Here is a 2,610-nt window from a genome sequence, read left to right on the forward strand (position 1 = left end):
GATCGACGACGACCCGACCCAGTCGGAGCCGACCGGCGCGCCGCTCGCGTGGTGGCGCAACATCACGCGGGCCGCGCGCTCGCGGGCGCGCCACAGCACCGAATCGGATGCGCAGCAGGTCCAGTTCCACTACGACGTCTCGGACGACTTCTACGCGCTGTGGCTGGATCCGCTCAAGGTCTATTCCTGCGCCTACTTCCGCGAAGGCAGCCTGTCGCTCGCGAAGGCCCAGGAGGCCAAGCTCGACCACATCTGCCGCAAGCTGATGCTGCGCGAGGGCGAGCGCTTCCTCGACATCGGCGCCGGCTGGGGTGGGCTGCTGATGTGGGCCGCGCAGCACTATGGCGTGCGGGCGCACGGCATCACGCTGTCGAAGAACCAGCATGCGCACGTCAACGGGCTGATCGAGCGCAGCGGGCTGCGCGGGCGGGTCACGATGGAACTGCGCGACTACCGCGAGCTGCCGGAGGACGCGCCCTTCGACAAGATCGCCTCGGTCGGCATGTTCGAGCATGTGGGCCACGGACAACTGCCGGCCTACTTCGACAAGATCCGCCGGCTGCTGAAGCCGGGCGGCCTGCTGATGAACCACGGCATCACCGCCGGCAGCACGCGCAACGAGCAGTTGGGCGCCGGCATGGGCGACTTCATCGAGCGCTACATCTTCCCCGGCGGCGAACTGCTGCATGTGTCGCATGTGCTGAAGGTGATGAGCGAATCGCAGCTCGAGCCGGTGGACGCCGAGAACCTGCGCCCGCACTACGCACGCACGCTGTGGGCCTGGAGCGCGGCGCTGGAGCACCAGCTCGGGCGCGCGCGCGAACTGACCGGCGAATCCGTGGTGCGCGCCTACCGGCTCTACCTGGCCGGCAGCGCGATGTGCTTCGAGCAGGGCTGGATCTCGCTGTTCCAGATGCTGGCCGCACGGCCGGACGGCAACCCGGCGCGCGGGCCGATGCGCGGCGCACAATCCGAGTTCCCGTTCAACCGCGAGTACATGTACCGATGATCTACAAGTTCAAATCGAAGGCGGCCGGCGACGTGATCATGATGGGCCCGAACGGCGACCAGGTGCTGCGCCTGATCGGCAAGGCGCCGGGTGCGACGGGCATCATCGAGCCGGCGCAGATGCCGGCGGCCATCGCGGCGCTCGAGGCCGCGATCGCGCAGGACGAGGCGGCGCGCAAGCAGGCCGAGCAGGAGGCGGCGGCCGACGGGAAGAAGCTGCCGCCGGCCGAGGGCGTGGGCCTGCGCCAGCGGGCCTGGCCGCTGGTCGAGATGATGAAGCGTTCGCAACCGGCCGATGCCGGCATCACCTGGGGTGTCTGAGGAGGAGCAGCGATGAAACTGTGGAGCGACAGCTGGATCAACGGCGACCGGATTCCGGCGCGCTATGCCGCCGGACGGCTGGAGGGTGCGTCGGGCGTCGGCTTCTCCGACAACCTGAACCCGCACCTGGCGTGGAGCGAGGTGCCGAAGGGCACGCAATCGCTCGCGCTGATCTGCCACGACTTCGACGTGCCGAGCCGCGGCGACGACGTGAACCAGGCCGACCGCGAGGTGCCGAGCGACCTGCCGCGCGTCGACTTCTTCCATTGGGTGATGGTCGACCTGCCGGCCGGCCTCTCGGCGATCGGCGAGGGCGAGTTCAGCCGCGGCTTCAGCGCGCGCGGCAAGCCGGGCCCGCAGGCGCTGCACGGCGCGCGGCACGGCCTGAACGATTACACCGGCTGGTTCGCCGGCAATGCCGAGATGGYGGGGCAGTACTTCGGCTACGACGGCCCGTTCCCGCCGTTCAACGATTCGCTGGTGCACCACTACGTGTTCACGCTGTATGCGCTCGACGTGGCGCGCACGCCGGTCGACGGCGTGTTCAGCGGCGCGCAGGTGCGCGAGGCGATCGCCCGGCACGTGCTGGCCGAGGCGACCCACTCCGGTACCTACACCCTCAATCGACGCCTGATCTGATGCAGCTGACTCGAATCCTCGCGATCCGCCACGGCGAGACCGCCTGGAATGTCGATGGCCGCATCCAGGGCCACACCGACATTCCGCTGAACGACAAGGGCCGCTGGCAGGCCGGGCGGCTGGGCGCCGCGCTGGCGCACGAGCAGGTCGACATCGTGTTCGCGAGCGACCTGCAGCGTGCGTTCGAGACCGCGCAGGCGGTCGCTCGGCCGCACGGGCTGCCGGTGCATGCCGATGCCGGCCTGCGCGAGCGCAGCTTCGGCGTCTTCGAGGGCTGGACCTTCGCCGAGATCGAGGCCCGCTGGCCCGAGCAGAGCCTGCGCTGGCGCCGGCGCGATCCCGACTACGGCCCCGAAGGCGGCGAGAACCTGCAGCAGCTGTCCGCCCGCTGCGTGGGCGCGGTGACGCGGCTGGCCGAGGCCCACCTCGGCAGCAGCATCGCGATCGTCGCGCACGGCGGCGTGATGGACTGCCTTTACCGCGCCGCGGCCCGCATCGACCTGCAGGCGCCGCGCTCCTGGCAGCTCGGCAATGCGAGCATCAACCGGCTGCTCTACACGCCCGAGGGCTTCACGCTGGTCGGCTGGAACGACACGCACCACTTCGACGGGTTGGGCGGGTTGGACGGCCCGTCGCTCGACG

At 70.1% G+C, this 2,610-nt stretch carries 4 protein-coding genes; all 4 read left to right on the forward strand.

What is annotated here, in order from left to right; genetic code table 11:
- A partial coding sequence (locus AC1D12_RS30590; protein ID WP_477844988.1) for a class I SAM-dependent methyltransferase occupies nucleotides 1-1,009 on the forward strand: 1,009 nt, incomplete at its 5' end.
- Nucleotides 1,006-1,329, forward strand: coding sequence for a DUF1840 domain-containing protein (locus tag AC1D12_RS30595; RefSeq protein WP_047510261.1), 324 nt, complete (start codon nucleotides 1,006-1,008; stop codon nucleotides 1,327-1,329). The genes AC1D12_RS30590 and AC1D12_RS30595, both read left to right, overlap by 4 nt.
- A 12-nt stretch (nucleotides 1,330-1,341) precedes the next feature.
- Nucleotides 1,342-1,968 (forward strand): YbhB/YbcL family Raf kinase inhibitor-like protein, encoded by a 627-nt coding sequence (locus tag AC1D12_RS30600; protein ID WP_477844989.1) that lies wholly within the window; start codon nucleotides 1,342-1,344, stop codon nucleotides 1,966-1,968.
- A partial coding sequence (locus AC1D12_RS30605) for a histidine phosphatase family protein (RefSeq protein ID WP_477844990.1) occupies nucleotides 1,968-2,610 on the forward strand: 643 nt, incomplete at its 3' end. The genes AC1D12_RS30600 and AC1D12_RS30605, both read left to right, overlap by 1 nt.

The sequence above is a fragment of the Rhizobacter sp. P1_G5 genome (assembly GCF_056405435.1).

What these genes read in the sequence shown, in the direction of transcription:
- AC1D12_RS30595 (WP_047510261.1), top strand. Translation starts at nt 1,006, where the DNA reads ATGATCTACAAGTTCAAATCGAAGGCGGCCGGCGACGTGATCATGATG.